Raw genomic sequence first — 23,491 nt, forward strand, 5'->3', positions numbered from 1 at the left:
CACACTTTAACGATCAACCACGGGCGGCCGGGCCGCTGGTGGCTTCGCGCCGCGGCCCTCGCAAGGCCGGCGGCTCGCCTTTCTCCTTCACCGGTACGCGGAGCGCGTCCCACCGCGCCCGCAGCGCATCGGCGTGTTCCCGCAGCTCGTCCACGCGATCCTGGATCGTCGCCGGCTCGGGCACGGGTGCCGCCTCGGCCCGGGCGACCCCGCTGGGCTTCGGTGTCGCAGTCGCTGTCGGCGACACGCTCAGCGCCGGGCCGCAGCCGCCGCAGGTGTAGTACAGGATGTCCCAGTGGGACCCCTCGTCGGTGTAGAGGTTCCCCGACGGCGCCCGGAACTGCTCGCCCCACCCGGCGATGTAGCCGAGATCGGCGAAGTACCGCCGGATGTACGCCGACACGCACGCCCAGCGCGCGATGTCGACCTTCCAGCCGTTCCAGTGCGTGTATCCCGGGCCGTTGCCGTGCCCGGTCTCGGTGCCGCCCGTGATCATGATCGGGCAGCCGCTCGCCTGCTTCAGCGTGATCACGCCGTCCAGCGTGCTCGTCCGCAGGTACTGGAACGAGGTGCAGTTCGGGTTGCCCCGGTCGGAGCAGTTGCCCGAGGACCACCAGGTGATCCCGGCCGCCGCGAGCCTGAACTCGACCTGGGCCTGGGACTGGTAGATCGCGGCGGCCCCGGCCGGGGCGGCGTACGCGAACATCGTGAGGACGGTGGTGAGAAGGGTCGTGAGGGCCGGAAGGGTCGCCGGCATCAGGCGACGGAAGATCACCGGATCGGACATGAACGAACAATAGCGACTTTCACCTTGAAACAGGTCGAGAACCGGTAGATCGCTCAACCGGGGTCCGGCATCCGTGTTCGCCCGGACGGTCGCTGCTCGCCGGGGGCACGATCCGGTCGCTTCATCTCATAGCCGGGTGGTGGGATAGGCGTCATGAATCTGCCGAAGGCCGTCGCGGGAACGCTGGCACGCTACCTGTCGGCCGTGGACGCATCCCGGCCCGGCCTCGTCGAAGGCTTGTATGTGACGGGTTCGGTGGCGCTGGACGCGTACCGGCCGGGGCGCAGCGACATCGACACGGTCATCGTCACCAGCCGTCCGCTCGGCGCCGGCGACATCGAGCCGGTACGCGCGGCGCACACCGGCTTCGACGGCGTCTACCTGGACCGCGAGACGTTCGACCGGTTCCCGGCCGACCAGCCGGTGGTCCCGTTCGTCGTCGGCGGCGAGCTGGTGACCGACCGGCCGTGCGGCGAGCTGCATCCGGTGCTGTGGCTGCTGCTGGCCCGCCACGGCATCGGCGTACGCGGTCCGGCCCCGGCGGAGCTCGCGATCCCGTTCGACGCGGCGGCGCTGCGCCGGTACAACCTGACCAACCTGCACGAGTACTGGGAACCGCTGGCCGCCCAGGTACGCGCGGCCACCGACGGCGTCGACGACGGCGAATCGGTTCCGGCGGACAGCGTCGACTGGATGATCCTCGGTCCGGGGCGGCTGCACTACACCCTCGCGTACGAGGCGATCGTCGGGAAACCGGGCGTGGCCGCGTACCTCGGAGAGTTCTTTCCACAGTGGAGCGACCTCGCGGAACGCGCGGTCCGGTGGCGGGCGGGGGAGGAGGCGGCCTTCACCGTGCGCGATCTGCGGGCGGCGGCCGACGCGGCGGCCGCGGTCATCGCCGACGCCGACCGGCGCTTCGGCTGACGGGGGGCCCGGCATCCGCGGCCCCGGTCTGCGCGGGGCCGCGGATGAGGACTTCAGCAGGTCAGGCGCTGATCAGCCCGACCGTGTTGCCGTCCGGGTCGGTGAAGGCCGCGATCCGGCCGGTCGGCGTGGCCTGCGCCGCCATGACGCGCGTCGCGCCGAGCTTCTCGGCCCGGTCGAGCGCCTCGGCGACGTCGTCCACCCGGAAGTAGACGACGAGCCCGGTGTACGGGCTGCCCGGCCCCGCCTGGCCGATGCCCCCGACCGGTGCGCCGCCGTCCCCGCCGACCAGGGCGTACGTGTCGTCGAGGACCTGGACGGGCCAGCCGAACAGGTCACCGTAGAAACCCCGGGCGCGGGGCGCGTCGGGCGTCGATATGTCGAACCAGCCGGGTGTGACGGACAAGGGTGCCTCCTCGATGCGTTGATCACTCACACCGGATGTGACTCGCGCCGTGCGGCACAATCGTCGCTCGTGACGGAAAAACTTTCCGACGACGCGTTCGCCGAGCTGGTCGCCCCGCTGCGCGGAGAGCTGCGCGCGCACTGCTACCGCATGCTCGGCTCCGTGCACGACGCCGACGACGCGTTGCAGGAAGCCCTGCTGCGCGCCTGGCGCGGCTTCGACGGCTACGCCGGCCGCGGTTCCCTGCGCGCTTGGCTGTACACCGTCGCCACCCGCTGCAGCCTCGACGTCATCGCCGCCCGGGGACGCCGCGCGCTGCCCGCCGACCTCGGCCCCGCCAGCGCGTACGCCGTCCTCGACCAGGGTCCGGCGACGGAGATCGCCTGGCTGACCGCGTACCCGGACACGGAACTCGCCGCGGAGCGGCGCGAAACGGTCGAGCTGGCGTTCGTCGCCGCGCTGCAGCACCTGCCGGGCAACCAGCGCGCGGTGCTGCTGCTGTTCGAGGTGCTCGGCTTCTCGGCCGCCGAGATCGCCGAGATGATGGCCACGTCGACCACTGCGGTGAATTCGGCACTGGCCCGCGCCCGCCGGGTCCTCGCGGAGAAGAGCCCCGAGATCAGCCGGCAGCGGGCGCTGCGGACCCTCACCGACACCGGCGTACGCGCACTCGTCACCGCGTTCGCCGACGCGTTCGAGCGGCGCGACACGGATGCGCTGGTGGCTCTGCTGACCGAGGACGTCACCTGGTCGATGCCGCCGCTCACCGCCTGGTACGCCGGCCGCGCCGCCGTGGCCGACTTCGCCGCCCGGATGCCGTTCACGCTGTGCCCCAGCTGGCGATGGCGGCCCGCGGGCGCGAACGGGCAACCGGCGATCGCGTTCTACGTGGGGGAGAGCCCCGAAGCGGAGCACACGGCGTTCGCGCTGACCGTGTTGACCGTACGCGGGGACCGGGTCTCGGCGATCACCTCGTTCCTCGGCGACGAGTTCACCGGGCCGTTCGGGTTCCCGAAGTCCGTCTGACCCGCTGCCGGGCCCGTGGGCGGGTGTGCGCTGAGCAGGTGGACGCGCCCGTCGGCGTCGCTGTTTTCGGGGTGCGGCAGTCAGCCGGCGTCTGGCATCATGGGCCCATGCCGCCGTACCTCCTGGGAATGATGCGCCCCGTCACGGGGCCTGTCGGCGTGCGTTAACCCGCCACTACCAGCCCCTGCTGCAGGGGCTGTCGGGCGCGATCTGTCCCTGCGTAGCGGGCGCGGATCGGAGATCGTCATGAGTCAGGCCAACGGTTTCTATGTCACCACGGCCATCCCGTACGTCAATGCCGCACCGCATCTCGGTCACGCGTTGGAGTTGGTGCAGGCGGACGTCCTCGCCCGGCATCGACGCCTGCGCGGTCAGCCCGTCCGGTTTCTGACCGGTACCGACGAGAACGCGCTGAAGAACGTGACCGCCGCGAAGGCCGCGGGACTGGACGTCGCAGCCTTCGTGGCGGCGAACGCGGACCGGTTCGCCGAGCTCCGGGAGGTGCTGGAGCTGTCGTTCGACGACTTCATCCGCACGAGCAGCGACCGCCGTCACGCGCCAGGGGTGCAGCGGTTGTGGCTGCAGAGCGCGGCCCGAGGCGACTTCTATCGGCGCCGCTACGACGGTTTGTACTGCCAGGGCTGTGAACAGTTCTACCCGCCGGCGGAGCTTCCGGCCGGCCGGTGCCCGGAGCACGGCGTCGTACCTGAGCGGGTGGCCGAGTCCAACTGGTTCTTTCGACTCTCCGATTACGGTGACAGGATCCTGCACGCGCTCGAGTCCGGAGCCGTACGCATCGAGCCCGCGGCCAAGCGCAACGAGGTGCTGTCCTTTGTGCGTGCCGGGCTGCAGGACATCAGCGTCTCGCGGCCGGCGGCGCGCGCCGCGGGTTGGGGCATCCCGGTGCCCGGCGACCCTGAGCAGGTCGTCTACGTGTGGTGGGACGCGCTTGCCAACTACGTGACAGCGCTGGGCTACGGCGGCGACGACCGGGCCTACCAGCAGTGGTGGGTCGAGGCGGCGGAACGGGTGCACGTCATCGGCAAGGGCATCGTGCGGTTCCACGCCGTGTACTGGCTGGCATTGCTGCTGTCCACCGGTCAGCCCTTGCCCGACGCCATCTTCGTGCACGAGTACCTCACCGTGGACAAGGCCAAGCTGTCCAAGACCGCCGGCAATGCCGTTGACCCGGTCGATCTGGTCGAGCGATACGGCGACGACGCACTGCGTTGGTGGCTCCTGCGCGAGGTCGCCGGCCTCGGCGACACGGATTTCACGGAGGAGCGGCTACGTGCCCGGTACCACCACGACCTCGCCAACGACCTGGGCAACCTCGTCAACCGCACAGTGTCACTGATCCACAAGTACCGCCACGGAACCGTCGGCGACCAGAGCCCCGCAGTCGACGTCGGGAGCGACCTCATCCACCTGTGCGCTGAGCTACCCGCCGACATCGACCGTGCCCTGGCAGCGTTCGACCTCCGTGCCGCCACCGACGCGATCTGGGTGGTCGTCGCAGCAGCCAACCGCCTCGTCGAAGCGGAACGGCCATGGGAACTCGCGCGACGCGAGCAGGCCGGTGATGACGTCGCCGGCGAGCGGCTTGACGCCGTGCTCACAACGCTGATCACCGCGTGCCGCATCCTCACCCACGAGCTGACGCCCTTCCTGCCCACGGGCTCGGCCAAACTCGCCGCGCAGCTGGGTGAAGGGCGACAGGTCCCGACCCCGCAGCCGGTCTTTCCGCGACTTGACCCATGACCATCCCATCAGCTGCCATCTCGTCCCACCACTACCGCCGAGCGGCTCCGACGACCCACCGAAGGTGTGGAGTCGCACGTGCGTACGAAGGGGGCGTATGCTGCCGGGATGACCGGCGCATTCCAGGGCTCGCTCTTCGACGTCGGGCAGGAGATCCGGCTCGGCCCGCTCGACGGCGCCGTGGAGCGCGTGCCGCTGAGCTTCGGGGCGTGGATCGACCTGCGGCCGGGCTGGATGACCGGCGCCGACGAGCTGTTCCTGCGGCTGGAGCGCGACGTCCCCTGGCGGGCCGAACGCCGGCAGATGTACGAGCGGGTCGTCGACGTGCCGCGGCTGCTCTGCTTCTACGACGAGGGGCAGGCCCTGCCCGACCCGTCGCTCGACGAGGCGAAGGCGCTGCTCGACGCGTACTACGCGGCCGAGCTGGGGGAGCCGTTCCGCACCGCCGGGCTGTGCCTCTACCGCGACGGCAAGGACAGCGTCGCCTGGCACGGCGACACGGTCGGCCGGGGCGGCACCGACGACACCATGGTCGCCATCCTGTCGGTCGGCGACCCCCGCGCCCTCGCCCTGCGGCCGCGGCCCGAACTCGCCCGGGGCGGCGGCGAGACGCTGCGCTACGAGCTCGGGCACGGCGACCTGATCGTCATGGGCGGCAGCTGCCAGCGCACGTGGGAGCACGCCATCCCCAAGACGGCCCGGCCGGCGGGCCCCCGCATCAGCATCCAGTTCCGCGTACGCGGGGTGCGGTGACGCGTACTACTCGGTGAGGTTCGCGAGCATGCGGCGCAGCAGCGTCCTGACCTGCTCGACCTCGGCGGCGCTGAAGCCGGTGAAGGCCCGAGTCGAGACCTCGCCGAACAGCGGCGGCAGGTGCGGCACGAGCGCCTTGCCCGCGTCGGTGAGCGCGACGACGACGGCACGGCGGTCGGTGCCGTGCCGCTCGCGTCGCAGGAGACCCTTGGCCTCCAGCCGATCCAGCAGGCGGGTCACGCCCGCGGTGTCGGTGCCGATGTCGTCCTTGAGCCGGCTCGGGCTCGATTCGAGGTGGGCGTACACCAGCAGCGCGGCCTGCTGCATGGTCAGATCGTGCGCCGCGAGCCGGCGGTCGGTGGCGGCGGCCAGCTCGCGGCCTATCTGGTAGAGCAGGGAGCCGCCGCCGAGAACGAGGGCAATGGGGATGTCGGTCATGAGCTCACACTAGCTGCTCCAGCAGTAACTGTCACGACAGCGAAATGACGGCTGGGCAGGTCGATTCGCCGGTGATCGCCAGCGGCTGGGTGGCGATCGACGATCTTGCGCGAATGTCCGGGCATTCCTGGTATTTCGGACGAAATTCGGGACATTCGCGCAAGATCGTCGAGCCTGTCGGGTACGAGTCGGACAGTCGCGACAAAGGCCCGGGGGTGACGGGTGAAGCGGCGACCGGACCACGGTGAAGGATGCGTCGCCCCACTGTGCTGGCAGTGGAGGCGCCCCGCGCCGGAACGGTCTCCCGCGCGAGGAGCGGAAGTGAGATCGACGAGCCCGGGACAAAAGGCTCTTGATCTTTTGGGACCTTCAGGGGCGCTCATGGGCGATGAAAAGGTGTTGTTCCAGGACTTCCGGGTCGGTCGAGAGCGTGGCGAGGACGAGCTCCTTGCCCGACTGGTAGATGAGCAGCGAGCGGACGCCGAACGACGGCTTGCCGGCGACCGTCTTGAATGCGAGGACCACCGACGTCGCGGCGCCGTTCGGGTCGTGCTGCGGAGGACTGGTCTTCCACGTTCCCGTCGCGGTGATCGGATCCGTTTCGGTGACGTTGTAGGGCAGGAGCCGCCCCGTCGCGACGTACGCCCACCGCACGTCCTCCGCGGTGAAGGTGCCGTCCGGTCGCAGGACGAGGGCGGTGCGGTGCTGGTCCCGCCAGGTCCCGGCGAGATCCGTCGCCGCCGTGAGCTTGCCGGGCTTCGGCCGGCCGGGGGCGACGGGCGGGCAGTCGCCGCATTTCGCGAAGCTCTCGAAGACGCCGGGCGACTGGCGGCCCATGTCGACCGACAGGCGCAGGCCCTGGTCGGTGTTGATGGCGAGGAAGGTGCTGAGCGAGATGGCGACCGGCTGGTTCGCGACGACGTCGAACGTCACCTCGCCGAACGAGTGCCGGCCGTCCGACAGCGGCCGGGCGAGCTGCCATCGGCCGGAGGCCATGCCGGCGCCCTGTGTCATGTCGACGGCGTCGCGCATGTCGTCACCGGCGAAGAGATAGTCGAGATCCTTGCCGTAGAACTCGCCGTCGGCGGTGAACTCGAACCGGTGGCCGTGGTCGCCCTGCCAGACGCCGACCAGTTCCGGTCCGGACAGGTCGGCCCAGCGGGAGTCGTCGGGCGCGTTGAGGATGTCGCCGAGGCTGCAGCCCGCGGCCAGCACCGCGACGGCGACGAAGAGGAGGGTTCTGCGCATGTGTTCCCCCTGGGCCGAACGGTTGGGGAGACTCTGTCAGGTCGCGAAGGGAAACGCTACGTCGCAGGCGTCGTTGTCCGCCGCGGCCGCGGCGAAGTCGGTGAAATAGACCTCGCGCGGCGAGGCCGTCATCTCGTGGCCGCGCTCGTCCAGCCATCTTTCGACCGCCTCGTACGCGCCGAGGATCTGCGGGAACGCGGTCTGCGCCTTGCGAATGCGCGTGTACGCCTCGACGCGGGCCGGTTCGAGCCGCGCGCCCGGCCCGGCCTCGGCCAGGGGTACGCCGACCGGCAGGCAGATCTCGACGGGGCCGTCGCTGTCCTCGTCGACCTGGCCGTGATAGATCACAAACGACGGTCCGGCCGGCCCGCCGAGCTTCTCCGCGTGGCGGTAGAGCCGCTCGCTGGCCGAGCCGATGAAGTCCACGAGTTCCGGGACGCGTACGCGGCGCTGCTCGGTGAGCACGACCTGCTCGGGGACGTCGCGTACGTGGACGGTGAAGTCCGGGACCGGTTCGCCGTCCATCCGCCGCCGCAGGTACGCCGCGAGTTCCCGCTGGTGCGCGATGCGGGTCTCGACCTGCGCCCAGTAGCCGGCGAGCAACCGTGCCCCGGCCGGACCGGGCGCGGCGAGCACCTCGGCGATCTCGGCCAGCGGCATGTCCAGGCGGCGCAGCAGGGCGATCAGGCGGGCGTCGGCCAGCTGCGACTCGTCGTAGCGGCGGTACCCGTTGGCATCGTCCACATGGGCCGGTGGCAGCAGGCCGAGCCGGTCGTAGAGCCGCAGCGCCTTCGCCGACAGCCGGGACCGCCGGGCGAACGCCCCGATCGTCAGCAGCCGGTCAGGCACCGGCGCCCGCCTCGTTGATCGCGGGTACCTCCAGAACGCGGTCGGGCCAGCCGTCGCGGGCCACGGTCAGCATCGCCCGGCCGAGGATCTCCGTCGTGGTCACGAACTTCGGGGCGAGCCGCCGCAGCACCGGGTACAGCGGGGTCGTGATCGCGTACAGGGCGCGGTAGAGGCGGGTACGCGAGGTGATCCCGTGCAGCGGCTGAATGTAACCGGGCCGGAAGGCGTACGCGTGGAAGGGCAGCGCGAACAGGTCGTTCTCGGTCTTGCCCTTGACCCGCGCCCACATGGACCGGCCGCGTTCGGTGCCGTCGGTGCCGGCGCCCGAGACGTAGACGAAGGTGGCGTCCGGGTTCCCCTGGGCGATCGGCCGGGCCGCCGCCATCGTCAGGTCGTAGGTCACCTTCCGGTACGCGTCCTCCGCCATCCCGGCCGAGGAGACGCCGAGGCAGAAGAAGCACGCGTCGTACGCGGCCAGCCGGTCGGCCAGCGGGCTCAGGTCGGCCAGGTCGGCGTGCTCGATCTCGGTCAGCCTCGCGTGGTGCATCCGGGTCGCCTTGCGCCCGACGGTCAGCACCGCCTCGACGTCGTCGGCGAGCAGGGCTTCGCGCAGGACGCCCTGGCCGATCATGCCGGTGGCTCCGAAGACGACGACCTTCATGCCAGACACCGTACGCGGTTTTTCATGCCGGACACCGTACGCGCCGGGGCCGGAGCGGCGGCAGAGCCAGGCCGTCCGGCCGAGCGTTCTCTGCCCGGCGGGTACTTGTATCAAGATCGTTTTTGTGGTATCATGCCCGGATACCACAATTAGCATCGGCCGCATGTGTCATGACTCCGATGCCTCCCCGCCCGTCTTCGGGCCGCCCGTCAGCGCCGTCACGGCCGCCGGTGGCGTACTGACCTCCGTGGACGGGCAGCCGTTCGCCTCCTACCTCGCCGCTCCGCGGGAGCCGTCGGGCGCCGCCGTCGTCGTGCTGCCGGACAACCGCGGGCTGTCGGGCTTCTACGAGCAGCTGTGCGTACGCCTCGCCGAGCAGGGGCACTGGGCGCTCGCGGTCGACTACTACAGCCGTACGGCCGGGCTGGAGTACGCGTCGCGTACCGGGTTCGACGATCTGGCGACGCTGATGCCGCATCTGATGGGGCTCAAGAAGGAGACGCTCTACGGCGACATCCAGACCGGGATCGACCACGTGCGCCGGCTGTCCGACCGGCCCGTCGCGACGGTCGGGTTCTGCGTCGGCGGCCGCTTCGCCTTCCTGACAGGCCGGCCCGAATTCGAGCTCGCCGGCGTCGCCGGGTTCTACGGCGCCCTCGACCCGATCAACGGGGCACCCGGACCCATCCAGCTCGCGGCGGATCTGCGTACGCCGGTCCTGGGCTTGTTCGGCGGAGCCGACGAGGGCATCCCGGCCGAGGCGGTCGCGCGGTTCGGCGCTGCGCTCGCGGCCGCCGGGGTGCGCCACGACCTCGTGACCTACCCCGGCGCGCCGCACAGCTTCTTCGACCTGCACCAGGAGGAGCACCTCGCCGCATCGGCGGACGCGTGGCGGCGGCTCCTGGAGTTCCTGGGCGGCCTGTGAGCTACTCGCTCTTGGGGGGTTCTTCCTTCGGGGACTCCGGCTTGTCCTTGTTGATCCAGTCCCGGACCTCGTTGCTAGCCCGGTTCAGGTTGTTGGTCACCGCGTCGGCGAGCATGTGGCCGACGTCCTTCAGGTCCGTCCGCACGGCGTCGTCCTTGACGGCGTTGCCGGCCGTCTTGAACAGGTCCTCCAGCGCGGTGCCCAGCTTGTTGAAGGCGTCCGGCATCTCGCTCGGGCCGGACTGCTCGTAGTGCAGCTTCAGCTTGAGGCCGAGGCCCTGCAGGCGCTCGCCGATCTCGTTCCACTCGTTGGCCATGCGTCCAGCATGCCCCGGCGGCGCCACCGCGTCCCGCGATCACGCCCCTGACTCTCCCCCCAATTCGCGCCCCCGCCGCCCCCTAAGCCCTGATCCCGCCGCGCGGCCCAACGGGATCATGCGCGGCCCAACGGGCGCGAGGCAGGCGGGTAGCCCCAACGGGCGGCCCGAGCGAGGTGGGGCGCCCGCGGCGGGAGATCCCGCCGCGGGCATCTATGGGGTGGTGCTTCAGGAGACCGTGCAGGCGGAGCCGTTCAGGGTGAAGGCGGTCGGCTCCGGGTCCGCCGTGGTCCAGGCGCCGTTGAACCCGATCTGCACGTTCCCGCCCGCGGCGATCGTGCCGTTGTAGGACAGGCTCGTGGCCGTCGCGTTCGCGCCGGTCTGCGCGTACGTGGCCGACCAGCCCTGGCCCACGGCCTGACCGGCGGCCGGGAACGTCCAGGCGAGCGACCAGCTGGACAGCGCCGTCGTCCCGGTGTTCTTGATCGTGATGTACGCCGTGAACCCGCCCGGCCACTCGTTGCCGATCACGTACGCGACGTCGCAGCCGGCGCCGCCTCCGGTAGCGGTGGTGCTGAACGTGACCGTGGGCGAGTTCGCCGACACGTTGCCGGCACCGTCGCGGGCGACGATGTAGTACGTGTACGACGTCGACGCCGTCAGGCCGGTCAGCGCGAACGTGTTCGTGGTCGGCGTACCGACGATCTGGAGGGCGTCGCCCTGCTGGCGGATCACGTTGTAGCCGGCCAGGCCGCTGCCGCCGGAGTCCGTCGAGGCCGTCCAGGTCAGCGTCGCACCGGTGGACGTGATCGCGCTGGCGACCGGCGTACCGGGGGTGGTCGGCTTGGTGGTGTCGGTCGGCGGGGCGGTGGTGGAGAACGTCACCGGCGTCGAGGCGGTCGACAGGTTGCCGGCGCCGTCCCGGGCGACCACGTAGTAGGTGTACGACGTGGACGCGGTGAGCCCGGTCAGCGTGATCGTGTTGGTGGTGGGGGAGCCCACGAGCACGTCGGTCGCTCCGGCCTCCCGGTAGACGTTGTACCCGGCGAGGCCGCTGCCGCCCGCGTCGGTCGAGGCCGTCCAGGTCAGCGTGGCACCGGTCGACGTGATCGAGGACGCGGCCGGCGTACCCGGGGTGGTGGGGGCGGTGGTGTCCGGCGTCTGCGGCCCGGGCGCGGTACCCCACACCAGGGTCGAGCCGTCGTACAGGGTCATGTGCGCGTCCCGGGCGATCGCCGACTGGTACGACCAGTCGTTGGTCGGGTCCCAGGTGCCCGCGCTCGTGATGCGGAACTGGACCTCACGCCGCCAGTCCGACTGGCCCGCCGGGGCGATGACCTGACCGGAGCAGGACACCGTCACGTAGTACACGTTCCCGCTGAACTGCGTCGGCCCGGTCGGCGCCGAGCACTGGTTGTACGCCGACGTCAGCGAGATCTGGCTCGGCGTCGTCGTCCCGTCGAGCGTGAAGTAGTACCGGAAGGAGCCGTTGGTCAGCTTCCGGGCCGGCCACGCCGACTTGTTGTAGACGGTCGCCTTCATCTCGGTGAACGTCGAGCCGGTCGCGTTGACGCCCGCCTCGATGTACATCTCGTTGTCGTCCGGCGTCTCGGTCGGCGGGAAGCTCGCCAGCGGCGTACCGCCGTATTCGCCGTAGAGGCGCGCGAGCGCGGAGGTGAAGCCGGCGTTGTAGTCGTCGGCGACCTCGTTCATCTGGTAGTTGGACCGGTCGTCGGTGTACGCGTCATTGGCCGACCCGGGACCGCCCACGAGAGCGCCGTAGAGGACGTGCCGGTTGTTGGTCGGGCTGGTGAGGCTGTCGGTCCACGACCCGTGCCCGGTACGGTGATGCGGGTTGATCGGCGGATTGTTGCCGAACCCGATCTCGTAGCTGCGGTTGTTCGGGTTGCTGCCCAGAATGTAGTTGATCTGGCTCAGCGCGAAGTCGTGGTAGCGCGCCTTGCGGGTGGCGTCGGTCAGCCAGTCCGAGTAGACGAGCGCCACCCACGCCGTGTTCGCCGAGTAGCGCAGTGAGCCCCACTGCTGCAGCCACGCCTGGCCGCCGGGGGAGTAGGTGATCTTCGCGCCGTTGACGCCGACCGTCCAGTAGTCCAGCCACCGGTTGGCGTCGTCGATGTACTGCTGCTTGCCGGTCAGCTTGGCCAGCAGCACGTACGAGCCGTACGTCTTGTCGTCCCAGTCCTGCGTCCACTTGTACGAGTGCGTGGTCGACTGCGGCTCGGTGCTCAGGTTCGCGTACCCGGCCTCGGCCTTGTCCAGGTAGGACTGCTGGTTCGTGGCCCGGTACAGCCACAGCGCGCCCCAGACGAGCTCGTCGTTGTAGCCGCTCCACGACTGGTAGTACCCGGCCGCGTCGGTGATGCAGTCGCTGTACTTCTTGCGGACGGTGTCGGCGAACGTGTAGAGCTGCGTCGCGTTGGTGAGCAGCTTGTCGGCGTACGCGCTGTCCGTCGGCCGGAAGACGATGGAGCTGGCGGCCATCGCGGCGGCCGTCTCCGCCGCCAGTTCCGTCCCGCCGCAGCTGGCGTCGACCTTGTACGCCGGCCGCGCCATCTTCATCACCTCGGCCGGGCCCCACCACGCGTGGTCGGTGCCGCCGTTGCCGACCTGTCCATAGAGGACGTTGGCCGACGGGTGGGCCTTGATGAAGTAGTCGTTGACGAAGCGCAGGTTGTTCAGCAGGTTGGTCAGCTGCCCCGAGCTCGCGTACGCCGACCGGTTCTCCACGGCGCCCCAGGCGAGCATCGTGGTCGAGGCGGCCATCGGGAAGCCGAACTTCACGTTGTCGCCGGCGTCGTACCAGCCGCCGGTCAGGTCCAGCCCGACGTCCGAGCCGTCGGTCAGGGCGGAGTCCCCGCGCCAGGAGACGCGGCTCCAGCTCGGCTTCGTGCCGGACTGCTGGGCCTCGTAGAACCAGATCGACTTCTGCAGGGCCTCGCCGTAGTTGTAGGTGACGGCGGCGTGGGCGGGCGCGGTGGCCGTGACGGCGCCGGTCAGCCCCGCGGCGACGGCCGCGAGGGTGGCGCCCGCGGCGATCAGCCGTCGCGAACGTCTCGATGCGGGAGCGGGCATGCGGCTCTCCTGTGGTCCGTGGGAGGTCGCGGGCGCGCCCGGGCGCGGCGGGGATCATGCGGCCGGATGCGCCGGGCCGCCGGGAGCGCGGTCGTCGCCCTGCCGCCGCCGGTGGCTTGGGCGAACCACGCGGAGGGGTTTCCGGCCGGCCCGAGCACCGATTCTGGGAGCGCTCCCAGAATCGAGACGGGACAATCCGTTGGGCTGATTCAACCGCCCCCATCCGATTTTGGGAAGACCCGCATTTGTCCCGCCCCGCAAATTCGGATGCCGCGGCCCGGCCGGCTGCCTACCCTGACCGGCATGTCACGCATCCAGGTCCGGTCCTTCACCGCCGACGACATCGACGCCGCGGCCGGCCTGCTCGCCGCGCGCCACCGCGCCCACCGGCGTACCGCGCCGCTGCTGTCGCCCTCCTTCGAGGACCCGTCGGTCGCGGCGCAGGCCGTCGCCGCCGCCTTCGCGCAACCCGATGCCTCCGGGGCTTTCGGCGTACGCGACGGGCAGCCGGCCGGCTTCGTCCTCGGCGCCCCGAAAGGCAGCGAGCTGTGGGGGCCGAACGTCTGGGTCGAGTCGGCCGGCCACGCGTGCACCGACCCCGAAGACCTCCGCGACCTGTACGCCGTGGCGGCCCAGCGCTGGGTCGACGAAGGGCGTACCGCGCACTACGCCCTCGCCCCGGCCGATCCGGCGCTGCTGAACTCCTGGTACCGCCTGGGCTTCGGCCAGCAGCATGCCCACGGGATCCGGGACACGGCCGTGGAAGTTACACCGTCGAAGGTCGCCGTACGCCCGGCCGTCCGCGCCGACATCCCCCTGCTGGCTCAGCTCGACCTCGAACTGCCGCACCACCAGGGCCGGTCGCCGGTGTTCTCGGCGGGCTCGACACCGGACCTCCAGGAGGCCCTGGACGAGTGGGAGTCCGACTTCGACGATCCCGAGTACGCGGTCTTCGTCGCCGAGCACGAGGGTGCCGTCATCGGTTCCGCGATCGGCTGCGCACTGAGCAAGTCCGGCTCGCACACGGCGCTCGCGCGTACCGAGAATGCGGGCTTCCTCGGATTCGCCGCGGTGCTGCCGGCCGCCCGCGGACTCGGCGCCGGACGGGCGCTGGGCGAGACGGTGTGCGTGTGGGCCCGGGATGCGGGGTTCACCAGCGTCGTCACGGACTGGCGCGTGACGAACCTGTTGTCGTCGCGAGCCTGGCCGGCGCTCGGCTTCGAGGAGACCTTCATCCGCGTCCACCGGGTGGTGGGCTACTGATCGGATTGCCCAAGCTACTGACGGGTTTCGCTCACGCAGCGTCCGCATGCGACGGACAATGGGCATATCGCGGACGGCTATCGTCGCGAATCTGTATCGGACGCCCGCCTGCGGTCCCGGCGCTGGACTAGTTCCGGCGCCGGGGAGGCGTCGGTCTCCGCTCTCGCCCCCCACCCCAAGATCCGGTTTGGATCAGGGATCGCCACGTAATCTTGGCCCAAGATTCGGGTGATTTCCCTGATCCAAGCGGGATCTTGGACCGACGGGCAGGGCGGGGGCAGGGCGGGGGCGGGGCGGTCACAGGCCCAGGGAGCGGCCGATGATCTCTTTCATGATCTCGTTGGTGCCGCCGTAGATCGGCATCATGCGGGTGTCCATGTACGCCCGTGCGACCGGATACTCGACCAGGTACCCGTAGCCGCCGTGCAGCTGGAGGCAGCGGTCGACGACCCGGCGCTGCAGGTCGGTCGTCCACCATTTCGCCCGGGCCGCCCCGACCTCGTCCAGCCGGCCGGCGACGTGGTCGAGGACGCACTGGTCGGCGTACGTGCGGGCGATCTCGACCTCGGTGGACATCTCGGCCAGCTCGAAGCGTACGTGCTGGAATTCGCCGAGGGTCCGGCCGAACACCCGGCGGTCGCGGCAGTAGGCGATCGTCTCGGCCAGCACCGCCTCGGCGGCGGCCACCGCGGCGACCGCGATGCTCAGCCGCTCCCGGGGCAGGTGGCGCATCAGGTACTGCCAGCCGCCGCCCTCGTCGCCGAGCCGGTTCGCGGCCGGTACGCGTACCTCGTCGAAGAACAGTTCGGCGGTGTCCTGGGCGTGCAGCCCGATCTTGCGCAGGGCCGGTCCGCGCGTGAAGCCGGGCATGTCCCGTTCGACCACGAGCAGGGTCAGCCGCCCGCGGGTCTGCCGGGCGGGATCGGTGACCGCCGCGACGAGCACGATGTCGGCCTGCAGGGCGTTGCTGATCAGCGTCTTGGACCCGGTGAGCACGTAGTCGTCGCCGTCCCGGCGGGCCGAGGTGCGTACGCCGGCCAGGTCGCTGCCCGCGCCGGGTTCGGTGAGCGCCAGGGCGGCCAGGGTCCCGCCGGAGCAGAAGCCGGGCAGCCAGCGTCCGCGCTGCTGCTGATCGGCCAGGCCGAGCAGGTAGGGGCCGATGATGTCGTTGTGCAGCGCGAGGGCGAACCCCGCCGTCCCGGTACGCGCCAGTTCCTCCGTGATCAGCGCGGCGAACCGGTAGTCGGCGCAGTCGCCGCCGCCGTACTCGGCCGGCATGTCGAGCCCGAGCAGGCCCTGCCGGCCGGCGGCCAGCCAGGCGGACCGGTCGACCCGGCCGGCCTCCTCCCAGGCGGGATAGTGCGGGAGGACTTCGCGGCGGACGAACGCGCGTACGGTGTCGCGGAACGCGAGCTGATCCTCGGTGAGGACGGCGTCCCTCATGCGAGCGCTCCGGTGGCGAGGTCGGCGTGTCTCATGCGAGCGGTCCCGTGGCGAGGGCCGCGTAGATCGTGTCGGCGCCCGCCACGACCTGGGCTTCGAGCTGCGGGGCGGCCGGGATGATCGAGTCCGCCGAGCTGACCAGGGTCACCGGGTGCCGCAGCCGGACGGCCGCGTTGATCCGCGCCGCGACGTGCTCGCCCCACGTGCCGCCGGCGGTGCTCTCCTCCACGACGGACACCCGGCCGGCGGCGGTCAGCAGCGGCAGCAGCGGGTCGAGGTCGAGCGGGTAGAGCCGGGACGGCACCACGATCTGGGTGTTCTCCTCGCGGTCGAGCAGCAGCCGGCGGGCCGCCGCGAGCGTCCGGCCGAGCATCCCGCCCGGCGCGAGGACCAGGTGGTCCACGGGCAGGCTCCGGTCGGCGTACGCGCGGGCGTGCGTGCCGAGGCGGTCGAAGGAGAACAGGTCGTCGAGGCGGTCGCCGGCCGGCAGCCGCTCGCCGTAGAGGGACTTGTCCTCGACGAACAGGCACGGGATCGCCGCCGCGGTCATCTCGGCGAACACCGCCGCGGCCGGGTGCAGCGGCGACAGCTCGTAGATCGCCAGGTCCGGTACGCCGATCAGGTGCTTCTGCGGGCTCTGGCTGTGCGTCGCGCCGTAGCCCCGGCGGCCGCCGGTCGGGCAGCGCACGATCAGGCGCATCGGCAGCCGCCGACCGTACATGCTGACGGACTTGGCCGCGAAGTTGACGATCTGGTCCAGCGCGAGGAAGAGGAAGTCGGCGAACATGATCTCGACGATCACCGTGTTCCCCGTCAGGGCCAGCCCGCAGGCCACGCCGGTGAAGCCGGCCTCGCTGATCGGCGTCGCGCGGACGCGGCCCGGGAAGCGGGTCGTCAGCCCCTTCGTGATCTTGAAGGCGCCGCCGTACGGGTCGGCCACGTCCTCGCCCAGCAGGTACGCCGAGGGGTCCGCCTCGAACAGCTTGTGCAGTGCGGCGTTGAGGTCGTCCGCGACGCGGTTCACGCGGCGGCCCACTGCGTGCCGGCCCACTGCCCGGCGGGTTCGCGGTTCGCCACGTCCGCCAGGACCGCGGCCATCCGCGCCCGCTGCCGCTCGTCGATCTCGTCGAACGTGACCGGGTCCAGCGCGCGCGTGCGGGCGTACCAGTCCGCCGATCGCAGGGCCGCGAGCTCGGCCGGCGTACGCGAGTCGTCGCCCTTGCTGTGCGGGCCCAGCCGCCGGGTGCGGAACTCGACGATCAGCGGACCGCCGCCGTCGCGTACCGCCGCGAGGAGCGGGCCGACGGCCGACCGGATCTCGCCGACATCGTCCGTGTCGACACCCGCGTACGCGATCCCGAACGCCGCCGCGCGCCCGGCGATCGTTCCGGCGAGCTGCCGGTCGGTGGGTGTGGACTGCGCGATGCCGTTGTTCTCCACGAACAGCACGAGCGGCAGCCGCCACAGCGCGGCCAGGTTGAGCCCCTCGTACACGGCGCCCTCGCCGAACGTGCCGTCGCCGACGAACGCCGCGGCCAGCTGCCCGCGCCCGGACTGCTGCAGGTGCAGCGCCACCCCGGCCGCCACCGGCACGCTCTGCCCCTGCACGCCGGTAGACAGGTAGTCCGGCCGCCACAGGTGCTGGCTGCCGCCCACCCCGCCGCAGACCCCGCCGGCCCGGCCCATGATCTCGGCGAGCAGGCCCGCCGGATCGTCGTACCGGGCGAGGTAGTGGCCGTGTCCCCGGTGGTTGCTGAACACGTGGTCCCCGGCGAGCAGCGGCGCCAGCGCGACGGGGATGTACTCCTGGCCGAGGCAGGTGTGCGTGGTTCCGGCGACCCGGCCCTGCGCGAACAGCTCCAGCAGCGCGGTCTCGAAATGCCGGATGAACAGCAGCGCCGCGAGATCGGCCCGGGCGACGACGAGTGGGGGTGCCGGGTGCGCCATCAGGCGGCCACGCCCTTGCCCGCCAGCATCTCCCGCAGCCGCGCCACCGAGGTGCCGGACGCCATCTCGTCGCCGGTGAAGGTCACGTCGTAGGCGTCCTCCAGGGAGATCATGATCTGGACCTGCTTGATGCTCGTCCACTCGCCGTGCGTCGTGTGGCTGATCTCGCCCTGCGTGGCGGGGTCGATCTCCAGTACGTCGCAGACGATCTTCTCCAAGGTGGGCATGTCTCTTCCTTTCATCGGATGCGGCGCCGGACCATCGGTACCGCGCAGGCGAGGGCCAGCACGTTCACGACGGCCATCGTGGTGAAGAGCGGTTCGTAGTCGTGCCGGGCCAGGACCGCGCCGACGCCGATCGCCGCCGCGAAGTAGCAGAGGTTGAAGCTCAGTGCGACGAACCCCGACCCCGTCTGCTCCAGCACCGTCAGCAGGGTCAGCATGATCCCCACGCAGGCGAGTGAAGGACCTGTGATTTTCAGGAACTCGTAGGTCACGCGGGCTGTCTCCGCATCGGGCGCCGCCAGGTCCGCGATTCTTCCGGCGAACAACCACAGGAATACGCTGATCGGGGCGTACATGAGTGTCGCCAGGGCCGCTCCGCGGCGGACGGTCGTGATGGGCGGGGTGCTCCGGTCCTGGTTCACCAGGATCGCCACTGCTGTTCCGAGGCCCATCGCGGGGACTATCAGAACGATCTGGGTGGTGCTGGCGATGCCGTAGCCGGCGACCGCTGCTTCGCCGAACCTGGCCAGGACGCGGATGGTGGCGCTGTTGGCGAGGAAGAGGACGACGAAGGTGCCGCCCACGGGTACGCCGACCGCCGCCAGTGCTCTCCAGGCTTCGCCGTGGCCACCGTGATCGGTGTGTCGGGTGTGGATGATCGCGCTCAGCAGCCCGTGCCGTTGCAGCAGGACGGCAGCCGCCGCCAGGCCGACAGCCGCCGACGCGGCGACGGCGAGCGGGAAGCCGTTCAATCCCAGGCCCAGTACGCCGCCGAAGACCGCAACTCCGGCCACCTGGATCACCATGACCGTGACCGCCACGCCGGACGCCTGGCCGGGGTGGCCGGTGGCGCGGAGCGCGGCGGTGAGGATCATGCACGGGACTTCGAGGACGACGACCAGGCACATCAGGCGCAGGAACGGGACGAAGGAAGTTCCGGGGTGGGCGCCGAGCGCGGCGGCGAGCGGGGCCGCGGCGGCCGCCACGAGCGCGGCGGCCGCGCCGATCGCGGTCAGGCCGGCGGTCAGGAGCGGCCGGACCGTGCGGCCGACCGCGCCGGGAGCCGTCCCCGCGCGCGCCACCGCCACCAGGGTGCTGATGTCGATGCCGACCTGGAAGGCCGACAGGATGAACGACGCCGGTAGGTAGAGCGAGCGTACGTAGAGGGCCTCGGGACCGAAACGGCCGATGAGCACGACGATGAGCCACTGGGCGCTCAGCGCGAAGCCGTTCGCCAGCGCGAGGGGCGTCGCCAGCGCGACGATCCGCCGGTAGCCCGGGCCGTCGCGGACGGGGACGGCGGCGAGGGTGTCGGTGCCGCTCATCGTCAGTGCCGCAGGACCATGACCGAGGCGACCGTGTTGACCCCCGACGCCGTCATCATGTACGCGTCCCCGGGCCGCAGCCCGCCCGCGGCCGTCACATCGGCATAGTTGATGAATGCGTCCGACGAGAACGAGTGCGCCTGCTTCGGCACGTTGTCGAGGAAGATCCGCTCGATCGGGAGGCCGAGCTGCCGGGCGATGCGTACCCACGAGACGCGGTTGACGTTGTGCGGCAGGACGACCGTGATGTCATCCCAGGTAAGCCCGGCCGTCGCGACCGCCTCGTTCATCGCGTCCACGAACACGTCGTGATACGAGTCCTGATAGGACACGACCCCGTCGCCGGTACGCGACGCGTACGCGAGCACGCGGTCCCGGTCCCCGCCATCGCCCACCACGACGGCGGCGGCGCCCTCGGCCATGATGGTCTGGTTCGGGATGTGCTGGACCTCGGGCAGGCTCGCCTTCTCGCCGGTGAGGACGAGGGCGAGGCCCCCGGGCACCGCGTCGCGGGCGAGCAGCCGGCCGGCGGTGTGCACCGCGAGCAGGCCCGAGGCGCAGGCGTGCTCGGCCAGCGCGAAGCAGATCACGTCGTCGGGCAGCCCCAGCTTGGCCGCGATGTCATGCAGCGGGAACGGCCGGGTGTACGCCATCGGCAGCTCGCTGCGGGCCGCGATCACATACCGGATCCGGTCGGCGTACGCGGGCAGGCCGGTGAGGCGTTCGGCGGCGGCCAGGACCTGGTCGGGCCAGTCGGTCCCGGTCGCCATCGCGACGTCCCGCAGGCCGTGCAGGCGTTCGAAGACGCGTACGTCCATGGGGGACAGTCCCAGGTGGTCGCCGAGGGAGGCCAGCGGCACCGACGGCGGGACGAACGCGGCCACCTCGTGCAGGGCGGTCATCGCGCGCTCCGCAGGGCGCTCACGGCCGAGGCGAGGTCGGCGACGGTCTCGGTGTCGTAGAAGACGTCCGACGCGACCTCGACCCCCCAGCGGTCGGAGATCGCCGCCACCACCCGCATGACGGCCAGCGAGTGGCCGCCGACCTCGAAGAAGTCGTCGGCGGGACCGACCCGCCCGGCGCCCAGCACCTCGGCGACGAGCGCGCAGAACTCGGTGGTGAACGGGTCGGCGCCGGCCGGCGCGACCGGCGCCGCGGCGGCCACCGGGTTCACCTCGGCGAGCGCGGCCCGGTCGATCTTGCCGTTGGCGGTCAGCGGGAACTCCTTCAGCACCAGGATCGAGGTCGGCGTCATCGCGGAGGGCAGCGTCCGCGCGGCGTGGTCCCGGACGGCCGAGGGCGTGGGCGGGGCGTCCGGGTCGGCCGGCATCACGTACGCGATCAGTTCCTGGCCGCGGACGAGGGCGACGGCGGCCGCGACCTCGGGGCAGCGTTCCAGGCCGGCCTCGACCTCGCCGAGTTCCACCCGCTGGCCGCGGATCTTCACCTGGCTGTCGGACCGGCCGAGGTACTCCAGGTTCCCGTCGGTACGCCACCGGCAGCGGTCGCCGGTCCGGTACAGCCGGCCGAGCGGGTGCTCGACGAAGGCCGCGGCGGTCAGGTCGGGCGCGTCCGCGTACCCCCGGGCGACGCCGAGGCCGCCGATGTGCAGCTCGCCCGGCTCCCCGACGGCGGCCTCGGTCCCGTCCTCGGCGAGCACGAGTACGCGGGTGTTGGCGATCGGCCGGCCGATGCGGATCTCGCCGGGCTCGGCCGGTACCGGCCACACCGTCGACAGGATCGTCGTCTCCGTCGGCCCGTACGCGTTCACGAGGCCGCCGAGGCGCTGCGTCAACGCGGTCGCGAGGCGGGCCGGCAGCGCCTCGCCGCCGGTCATGCCGATCAGGTCCGGCGCGTGCAGGCCGGCGTCGACCAGGGCCTGCCACTGCGACGGGACGGCCTGCATCCGGGTCACGCCACCGGTCGCGGGCCGGCCGGCCGTGATCAGGCGGACCAGGCGGGCGGCGTCGCGTACCTCGGCGCGGGTCGTGATCGTCAGCGTGGCCCCCGTCGCCACCGGTACGCACAGCTCGGCGAGCGAGATGTCGAACGTGGGCGGGGCCATGCTCAGCCAGTGCTCGCCCGGCCCGACCCGCAGCACGGTCCCGAGTTCGGTGACGACGTTCAGCAGCGCGGCGTGGTCCACCTCGACCGCCTTGGGCCGCCCCGTCGACCCGGAGGTGTAGATGAGGTACGCCGGATCCGACGGCTGGGGCACGCGTACTCCCGGGGTGTGCCGCTCGTCGGGAGCGACCACCGGCAGGGGCGCGGGGACCGGGCGGTCGGCGACCACGGCGGCGGCCCGGGCGTCGGCGAGCAGGAAGGCGGTGCGGTCGGCCGGATGCTCGACGTCGAGCGGAAGGTAGACGCAGCCGGCCCGCCAGACGCCGAGCAGGGCGGCGAGCAGGCCCGCCGACCGGTCGACCAGGACGCCCACCCGGGCCCCCCGCTCCACCCCGTACGCCAGCAGGCGGCCGGCGATCGACCCGGCGGCGGCGTCGAGTTCGGCGTAGGTCAGCGTGGTATCTCCACTATGGACGGCGACCGCGTCCGGCGCGGTCGCCGCCCGGGCGGCGAACAGGTCGAGCACGGTGACGGGCGGCAGGGCGCGGGCGTCTCCCGCCGACCAGTCGGCGGGCACCAGTCCGGGCATGGGGGTGTCCTTGTCTCGTGTATGTCAGCGGGCCGCGGCCCGCACCATGAAGGCTTCGATGTGGCGCAGCATGTCCGGACCGGCCGCCCGCCACGCGGTGTCGGCGTGGCAGGCCAGTGTCAGCAGCGCGCCGAGGGGCTGGTGCTGGACGGACAGGATGAACCGGGAACCGCCGGGTCGCGGCGGGTCCTCGGTGACGGCACCCTGGACCGCCGGGTCGACGAAGCGGATGCCCTCGCCGCCCAGGGACGTGGTGTTGAGGTGGCCCGGCACGACCGAGTTGTCGAGGAAGTTGAACCGGGCCGCGGTGGGACCCTGATGCGCGTAGGCGCCCAGGAGTTCGGTGGCCAGGCCGGCGGCCACGGCCGGGTCGAGGTTGGCGAACCGGGCGCCGTCGAGCTGCTGGGCGCCGATCCCGGCCGGGTCCGCGCCGCGCCTGATCACCACCGGGGCGGGCATGACGGCCTTGCGGACCGAGGCCTGCGTACCTTGGGTCAGCCGGTTCGCGTTCAGGGTCTGGACGCCGACGACAGCAGTGCCCTCGACCTCGCCGATCGCGTCCGCGAAGGCGGTCAGGTAGAGCGTGGCCGGGCGGATGCCGCGCGCCGCCAGCCCTTCAGCGGCATCGGCGGTCTTCCACGACGCCAGCCGGAAGGCGTGCAGCGTCTTTTCTCCCGCTCGGGGCGAGGGCGGCGGCGTCCAGCCGTCGAGTCCGTCGCGCAGGGTCTCGTACTGGCGTCGCCAGAAGGCGGTCGCGCGGCGGGCGTACCGGGCGCCGTCCGGGCCGGTCTCCCACAACGCGGTGTCGAGCGGCTGCTCCGGGTCGGCCTCCCACGGCTTGCCGTCACCGGCCCGCACCCGCAGCGCGGTGTCGAGGTCGGCGCCGAGGACCTTCCAGCCCCATGCGTCGATCACGGCGTGGTCGACGACCGTCCCGATGCGACGCACGACGCCGTCGCCGGTGGCGAGCACGAACCGCACCGGCCACTCGGCGGCGAGCCGGAACGGGGTGTCGCGCGCGGTCGCGTACGCCGCCTGCGCCTCGGGTCCGTCCGCGACGATCCGCAGATACGTGTCACGGGATGCCCCGTCCACTGTGCAAGCGGTTTGCAAGCGCTGACCGTCCGGCTGACGCTCGATGAGCGTACGCAGTCCTTCATGCCGGCTCAGGACATCCTGGACGGCGGCGGTGGCCACCTCGACCGGCAGCTCGTGCCCGGGGAACTCGACAGCCGCATTGGTCGCCGCTGACGAGGAGTTTTCCGCCTCGTCGCCGAGGTCGGCGTACCACTCGCGCTGCGCCCAGGTCAACGGGCCGGTGCGTGCCGGTAGCGCCATGAGTTACCCCCGAGTTTCCGTTTCGCGCTCCGCGACTCAGTAGATTGAAATATTGCAGACATCTGTCGGTTCGTGCCACCCTTTGCGTCAAGAATCTGCACGAGACCTTCC

The 23,491-nt window shown here is 71.5% G+C and carries 23 protein-coding genes; 7 read left to right on the plus strand and 16 right to left on the minus strand.

The features are described from left to right. Positions 1–13: 13 nt before the first annotated feature. On the minus strand, positions 14–787 hold the full coding sequence (locus tag G401_RS57105) for a hypothetical protein (protein WP_064741773.1): 774 nt from the start codon (positions 785–787) through the stop codon (positions 14–16). A 153-nt stretch (positions 788–940) separates the two neighbouring features. On the opposite strand from G401_RS57105, the gene G401_RS52775 reads away from it, so the two are divergent. Continuing rightward, complete coding sequence (locus tag G401_RS52775; protein WP_051366715.1) at positions 941–1,711, plus strand: nucleotidyltransferase domain-containing protein; 771 nt, start codon at positions 941–943, stop codon at positions 1,709–1,711. Between the two features lie 61 nt (positions 1,712–1,772). Here G401_RS52775 and G401_RS0116045 read toward each other — a convergent pair whose 3' ends face one another. Beyond that, positions 1,773–2,117, minus strand: coding sequence for a VOC family protein (locus G401_RS0116045; protein ID WP_027343304.1), 345 nt, complete (start codon positions 2,115–2,117; stop codon positions 1,773–1,775). A 69-nt stretch (positions 2,118–2,186) separates the two neighbouring features. On the opposite strand from G401_RS0116045, the gene G401_RS0116050 reads away from it, so the two are divergent. The 3 genes from G401_RS0116050 to G401_RS0116060 all read left to right on the plus strand — a co-directional run bounded on the left by G401_RS0116050 (position 2,187) and on the right by G401_RS0116060 (position 5,657). Then, positions 2,187–3,143, plus strand: a complete 957-nt coding sequence (locus G401_RS0116050) for an RNA polymerase subunit sigma-70 (RefSeq protein WP_027343305.1) — start codon at positions 2,187–2,189, stop codon at positions 3,141–3,143. Positions 3,144–3,389: 246 nt separating this feature from the next. Continuing rightward, positions 3,390–4,904, plus strand: a complete 1,515-nt coding sequence (locus tag G401_RS0116055; RefSeq protein ID WP_027343306.1) for a methionine--tRNA ligase — start codon at positions 3,390–3,392, stop codon at positions 4,902–4,904. Positions 4,905–5,012: 108 nt separating this feature from the next. Beyond that, a complete protein-coding gene (locus G401_RS0116060; RefSeq protein ID WP_027343307.1) occupies positions 5,013–5,657 on the plus strand; it encodes an alpha-ketoglutarate-dependent dioxygenase AlkB in 645 nt (214 codons plus the stop codon). Positions 5,658–5,663: 6 nt separating this feature from the next. On the opposite strand, the gene G401_RS46065 is transcribed toward G401_RS0116060, so the two are convergent. Next, the gene (locus G401_RS46065) at positions 5,664–6,095 is read right to left on the minus strand and encodes a MarR family winged helix-turn-helix transcriptional regulator (protein ID WP_051366716.1); all 432 of its coding nucleotides are present in this window, start codon (positions 6,093–6,095) and stop codon (positions 5,664–5,666) included. A gap of 44 nt (positions 6,096–6,139) precedes the next feature. On the opposite strand from G401_RS46065, the gene G401_RS55860 reads away from it, so the two are divergent. Further along, positions 6,140–6,343 (plus strand): hypothetical protein, encoded by a 204-nt coding sequence (locus G401_RS55860; RefSeq protein ID WP_157545773.1) that lies wholly within the window; start codon positions 6,140–6,142, stop codon positions 6,341–6,343. A 121-nt stretch (positions 6,344–6,464) separates the two neighbouring features. Here the strand turns inward: G401_RS55860 and G401_RS0116070 are convergent, their stop codons facing one another. From G401_RS0116070 to G401_RS0116080, 3 genes are read right to left on the minus strand one after another with little or no spacing between them, the layout of a single operon-like run. After that, positions 6,465–7,343, minus strand: coding sequence for a hypothetical protein (locus tag G401_RS0116070; protein WP_027343308.1), 879 nt, complete (start codon positions 7,341–7,343; stop codon positions 6,465–6,467). A gap of 36 nt (positions 7,344–7,379) precedes the next feature. Next, complete coding sequence (locus tag G401_RS0116075; protein WP_027343309.1) at positions 7,380–8,192, minus strand: MerR family transcriptional regulator; 813 nt, start codon at positions 8,190–8,192, stop codon at positions 7,380–7,382. After that, positions 8,185–8,853: an NAD-dependent epimerase/dehydratase family protein gene (locus G401_RS0116080; RefSeq protein WP_027343310.1), complete on the minus strand. Its 669-nt coding sequence runs from the start codon at positions 8,851–8,853 to the stop codon at positions 8,185–8,187. The genes G401_RS0116075 and G401_RS0116080 overlap by 8 nt, the downstream gene beginning before the upstream one ends. Positions 8,854–9,016: 163 nt before the next feature. On the opposite strand from G401_RS0116080, the gene G401_RS0116085 reads away from it, so the two are divergent. Beyond that, positions 9,017–9,778 (plus strand): dienelactone hydrolase family protein, encoded by a 762-nt coding sequence (locus G401_RS0116085; RefSeq protein WP_027343311.1) that lies wholly within the window; start codon positions 9,017–9,019, stop codon positions 9,776–9,778. Position 9,779: 1 nt separating this feature from the next. On the opposite strand, the gene G401_RS0116090 is transcribed toward G401_RS0116085, so the two are convergent. Together G401_RS0116090 and G401_RS0116095 are read right to left on the minus strand one after the other, a co-directional pair. Further along, positions 9,780–10,094, minus strand: a complete 315-nt coding sequence (locus G401_RS0116090) for a hypothetical protein (RefSeq protein WP_027343312.1) — start codon at positions 10,092–10,094, stop codon at positions 9,780–9,782. A gap of 228 nt (positions 10,095–10,322) precedes the next feature. After that, the gene (locus tag G401_RS0116095) at positions 10,323–13,187 is read right to left on the minus strand and encodes a glycoside hydrolase family 9 protein (RefSeq protein ID WP_027343313.1); all 2,865 of its coding nucleotides are present in this window, start codon (positions 13,185–13,187) and stop codon (positions 10,323–10,325) included. 303 nt (positions 13,188–13,490) lie between these two features. Here G401_RS0116095 and G401_RS0116100 point away from each other — a divergent pair, with 303 nt between their 5' ends. Further along, complete coding sequence (locus G401_RS0116100) at positions 13,491–14,450, plus strand: GNAT family N-acetyltransferase (RefSeq protein ID WP_084557255.1); 960 nt, start codon at positions 13,491–13,493, stop codon at positions 14,448–14,450. A 297-nt stretch (positions 14,451–14,747) separates the two neighbouring features. Here the strand turns inward: G401_RS0116100 and G401_RS0116105 are convergent, their stop codons facing one another. Genes G401_RS0116105 through G401_RS46080 form a run of 8 tightly spaced genes read right to left on the minus strand, consistent with a single transcriptional unit; the run spans position 14,748 to position 23,380 of the window. Further along, positions 14,748–15,893, minus strand: a complete 1,146-nt coding sequence (locus G401_RS0116105) for an acyl-CoA dehydrogenase family protein (RefSeq protein WP_027343315.1) — start codon at positions 15,891–15,893, stop codon at positions 14,748–14,750. A 31-nt stretch (positions 15,894–15,924) separates the two neighbouring features. Beyond that, complete coding sequence (locus G401_RS0116110; RefSeq protein WP_027343316.1) at positions 15,925–16,917, minus strand: alpha-ketoacid dehydrogenase subunit beta; 993 nt, start codon at positions 16,915–16,917, stop codon at positions 15,925–15,927. Then, a complete protein-coding gene (locus tag G401_RS0116115) occupies positions 16,914–17,840 on the minus strand; it encodes a thiamine pyrophosphate-dependent dehydrogenase E1 component subunit alpha (RefSeq protein ID WP_034591757.1) in 927 nt (308 codons plus the stop codon). Before G401_RS0116115 ends, G401_RS0116110 begins: the two co-directional genes overlap by 4 nt. Beyond that, the gene (locus G401_RS46070; RefSeq protein WP_034591759.1) at positions 17,840–18,067 is read right to left on the minus strand and encodes a phosphopantetheine-binding protein; all 228 of its coding nucleotides are present in this window, start codon (positions 18,065–18,067) and stop codon (positions 17,840–17,842) included. The genes G401_RS0116115 and G401_RS46070 overlap by 1 nt, the downstream gene beginning before the upstream one ends. Before the next feature lie 11 nt (positions 18,068–18,078). Next, positions 18,079–19,389, minus strand: a complete 1,311-nt coding sequence (locus G401_RS0116120) for an MATE family efflux transporter (RefSeq protein ID WP_027343318.1) — start codon at positions 19,387–19,389, stop codon at positions 18,079–18,081. Positions 19,390–19,391: 2 nt separating this feature from the next. Then, complete coding sequence (locus tag G401_RS0116125; RefSeq protein ID WP_027343319.1) at positions 19,392–20,291, minus strand: 3-oxoacyl-[acyl-carrier-protein] synthase III C-terminal domain-containing protein; 900 nt, start codon at positions 20,289–20,291, stop codon at positions 19,392–19,394. Next, positions 20,288–22,042 carry a non-ribosomal peptide synthetase gene (locus G401_RS46075; RefSeq protein ID WP_051366717.1) on the minus strand — a complete coding sequence of 585 codons (1,755 nt, stop codon included), beginning with the start codon at positions 22,040–22,042 and terminating at the stop codon, positions 20,288–20,290. The genes G401_RS0116125 and G401_RS46075 overlap by 4 nt, the downstream gene beginning before the upstream one ends. A gap of 24 nt (positions 22,043–22,066) precedes the next feature. Beyond that, positions 22,067–23,380: a condensation domain-containing protein gene (locus G401_RS46080; protein WP_034591761.1), complete on the minus strand. Its 1,314-nt coding sequence runs from the start codon at positions 23,378–23,380 to the stop codon at positions 22,067–22,069. Between the last annotated feature and the right edge of the window lie 111 nt (positions 23,381–23,491).

Source organism: Hamadaea tsunoensis DSM 44101, from assembly GCF_000428945.1.
Lineage (GTDB): Bacteria > Actinomycetota > Actinomycetes > Mycobacteriales > Micromonosporaceae > Hamadaea > Hamadaea tsunoensis.

Coding starts and splice junctions, on each gene's coding strand:
- G401_RS57105 (WP_064741773.1), bottom strand. CDS start 787: ATGTCCGATCCGGTGATCTTCCGTCGCCTGATGCCGGCGACCCTTCCG.
- G401_RS52775 (WP_051366715.1), top strand. CDS start 941: ATGAATCTGCCGAAGGCCGTCGCGGGAACGCTGGCACGCTACCTGTCG.
- G401_RS0116055 (WP_027343306.1), top strand. CDS start 3,390: ATGAGTCAGGCCAACGGTTTCTATGTCACCACGGCCATCCCGTACGTC.
- G401_RS0116060 (WP_027343307.1), top strand. CDS start 5,013: ATGACCGGCGCATTCCAGGGCTCGCTCTTCGACGTCGGGCAGGAGATC.
- G401_RS46065 (WP_051366716.1), bottom strand. CDS start 6,095: ATGACCGACATCCCCATTGCCCTCGTTCTCGGCGGCGGCTCCCTGCTC.
- G401_RS55860 (WP_157545773.1), top strand. CDS start 6,140: ATGACGGCTGGGCAGGTCGATTCGCCGGTGATCGCCAGCGGCTGGGTG.
- G401_RS0116070 (WP_027343308.1), bottom strand. CDS start 7,343: ATGCGCAGAACCCTCCTCTTCGTCGCCGTCGCGGTGCTGGCCGCGGGC.
- G401_RS0116080 (WP_027343310.1), bottom strand. CDS start 8,853: ATGAAGGTCGTCGTCTTCGGAGCCACCGGCATGATCGGCCAGGGCGTC.
- G401_RS0116085 (WP_027343311.1), top strand. CDS start 9,017: ATGTGTCATGACTCCGATGCCTCCCCGCCCGTCTTCGGGCCGCCCGTC.
- G401_RS0116090 (WP_027343312.1), bottom strand. CDS start 10,094: ATGGCCAACGAGTGGAACGAGATCGGCGAGCGCCTGCAGGGCCTCGGC.
- G401_RS0116095 (WP_027343313.1), bottom strand. CDS start 13,187: ATGCCCGCTCCCGCATCGAGACGTTCGCGACGGCTGATCGCCGCGGGC.
- G401_RS0116100 (WP_084557255.1), top strand. CDS start 13,491: ATGTCACGCATCCAGGTCCGGTCCTTCACCGCCGACGACATCGACGCC.
- G401_RS0116105 (WP_027343315.1), bottom strand. CDS start 15,893: ATGAGGGACGCCGTCCTCACCGAGGATCAGCTCGCGTTCCGCGACACC.
- G401_RS0116115 (WP_034591757.1), bottom strand. CDS start 17,840: ATGGCGCACCCGGCACCCCCACTCGTCGTCGCCCGGGCCGATCTCGCG.
- G401_RS46070 (WP_034591759.1), bottom strand. CDS start 18,067: ATGCCCACCTTGGAGAAGATCGTCTGCGACGTACTGGAGATCGACCCC.
- G401_RS0116120 (WP_027343318.1), bottom strand. CDS start 19,389: ATGAGCGGCACCGACACCCTCGCCGCCGTCCCCGTCCGCGACGGCCCG.
- G401_RS0116125 (WP_027343319.1), bottom strand. CDS start 20,291: ATGACCGCCCTGCACGAGGTGGCCGCGTTCGTCCCGCCGTCGGTGCCG.
- G401_RS46075 (WP_051366717.1), bottom strand. CDS start 22,042: ATGCCCGGACTGGTGCCCGCCGACTGGTCGGCGGGAGACGCCCGCGCC.
- G401_RS46080 (WP_034591761.1), bottom strand. CDS start 23,380: ATGGCGCTACCGGCACGCACCGGCCCGTTGACCTGGGCGCAGCGCGAG.